General features: G+C 54.3%; 2 tRNA genes and 2 rRNA genes. All 4 read right to left on the reverse strand.

The window, feature by feature from the left end:
- Positions 1 to 253, reverse strand: a 23S ribosomal RNA gene (locus ACWD6R_RS40335); the annotation flags it as partial.
- A 285-nt stretch (positions 254 to 538) separates the two neighbouring features.
- Positions 539 to 614 (reverse strand) — tRNA-Ala (locus ACWD6R_RS40340).
- Between the two features lie 43 nt (positions 615 to 657).
- Positions 658 to 734 (reverse strand) — tRNA-Ile (locus ACWD6R_RS40345).
- Positions 735 to 798: 64 nt separating this feature from the next.
- A 16S ribosomal RNA gene (locus ACWD6R_RS40350) occupies positions 799 to 2,322 on the reverse strand.
- Between the last annotated feature and the right edge of the window lie 42 nt (positions 2,323 to 2,364).

Genomic DNA, 2,364 nt, shown 5'->3' on the forward strand with positions numbered 1-2,364 from the left:
GTCACCGGCCACTACTTTGGGAATCTCGGTTGATTTCTTTTCCTGCGGTTACTTAGATGTTTCAGTTCACCGCGTTCGCTTCGCATGGCCTATGTATTCAGCCATGGATACTCCAAAAGGAGTGGGTTTCCCCATTCGGACATCTACGGATCAAAGCTTGTTTGCCAGCTCCCCGTAGCTTTTCGCAGGCTACCGCGTCCTTCATCGCCTGTGATCGCCAAGGCATCCACCACATGCACTTGTTCGCTTGACCCTATAACGAGTCTGTCTCGCGACAGTCGCTACAGGTTGAGTTCTCGCGTTGTGCCGTATTCCAATTGAGTCAAACATAGAGTTCGAATCATCTTGAGATACATCGATACAATCACAACCCGGATAGTTTCCACGTCCATCTCAAGACGCTTCCGCTATCCAAATTACTTACTTCTTCCAGATTGTTAAAGAACGACAGCCGATATCTGTTGATATCCTCTGACTGGCTCAATCGCCAATGACAAAGACTCGAACAATCGTCATTCGAATGTTTGTCATTGAAGATTGGTGGAGGCAGACGGGATCGAACCGACGACCCCCTGCTTGCAAAGCAGGTGCTCTCCCAGCTGAGCTATGCCCCCATGAGTACAGATTTGCCTCAGGGTGTACCGCCACACAAGACGGTGGTGGGTCTGGTTGGATTCGAACCAACGACCCCCGCCTTATCAAGACGGTGCTCTAACCGACTGAGCTACAGACCCCTGAGTCTGTCTTTAAATTTACAGCCGATAAGCGTGAGCGCTCAACTTTGCGAGATAGCTCTGGAAAGGAGGTGATCCAGCCGCACCTTCCGATACGGCTACCTTGTTACGACTTCACCCCAGTCATGAATCCTACCGTGGTGACCGTCCTCCTTGCGGTTAGACTAGCCACTTCTGGTAAAACCCACTCCCATGGTGTGACGGGCGGTGTGTACAAGACCCGGGAACGTATTCACCGCGGCATGCTGATCCGCGATTACTAGCGATTCCAGCTTCATGCACTCGAGTTGCAGAGTGCAATCCGGACTACGATCGGTTTTCTGGGATTAGCTCCCCCTCGCGGGTTGGCAACCCTCTGTTCCGACCATTGTATGACGTGTGAAGCCCTACCCATAAGGGCCATGAGGACTTGACGTCATCCCCACCTTCCTCCGGTTTGTCACCGGCAGTCTCCTTAGAGTGCTCTTGCGTAGCAACTAAGGACAAGGGTTGCGCTCGTTGCGGGACTTAACCCAACATCTCACGACACGAGCTGACGACAGCCATGCAGCACCTGTGCGCCGGTTCTCTTTCGAGCACTCCCACCTCTCAGCGGGATTCCGACCATGTCAAGGGTAGGTAAGGTTTTTCGCGTTGCATCGAATTAATCCACATCATCCACCGCTTGTGCGGGTCCCCGTCAATTCCTTTGAGTTTTAATCTTGCGACCGTACTCCCCAGGCGGTCAACTTCACGCGTTAGCTACGTTACTAAGGAAATGAATCCCCAACAACTAGTTGACATCGTTTAGGGCGTGGACTACCAGGGTATCTAATCCTGTTTGCTCCCCACGCTTTCGTGCATGAGCGTCAGTATTGGCCCAGGGGGCTGCCTTCGCCATCGGTATTCCTCCACATCTCTACGCATTTCACTGCTACACGTGGAATTCTACCCCCCTCTGCCATACTCTAGCCTGCCAGTCACCAATGCAGTTCCCAGGTTGAGCCCGGGGATTTCACATCGGTCTTAGCAAACCGCCTGCGCACGCTTTACGCCCAGTAATTCCGATTAACGCTCGCACCCTACGTATTACCGCGGCTGCTGGCACGTAGTTAGCCGGTGCTTATTCTTCCGGTACCGTCATCCCCCGACTGTATTAGAGCCAAGGATTTCTTTCCGGACAAAAGTGCTTTACAACCCGAAGGCCTTCTTCACACACGCGGCATTGCTGGATCAGGCTTTCGCCCATTGTCCAAAATTCCCCACTGCTGCCTCCCGTAGGAGTCTGGGCCGTGTCTCAGTCCCAGTGTGGCTGGTCGTCCTCTCAGACCAGCTACTGATCGTCGCCTTGGTAGGCCTTTACCCCACCAACTAGCTAATCAGCCATCGGCCAACCCTATAGCGCGAGGCCCGAAGGTCCCCCGCTTTCATCCGTAGATCGTATGCGGTATTAATCCGGCTTTCGCCGGGCTATCCCCCACTACAGGACATGTTCCGATGTATTACTCACCCGTTCGCCACTCGCCACCAGGTGCAAGCACCCGTGCTGCCGTTCGACTCGACGCCGCCGGGCGCGCAGGCACTGCGCGTGGGCATCGCAGTAGTCGTCCGCGACAGTGATGTCCTGCTGGTGTGCCGACGGGACGACGAC

The organism is Streptomyces sp. NPDC005151 (genome assembly GCF_053599875.1).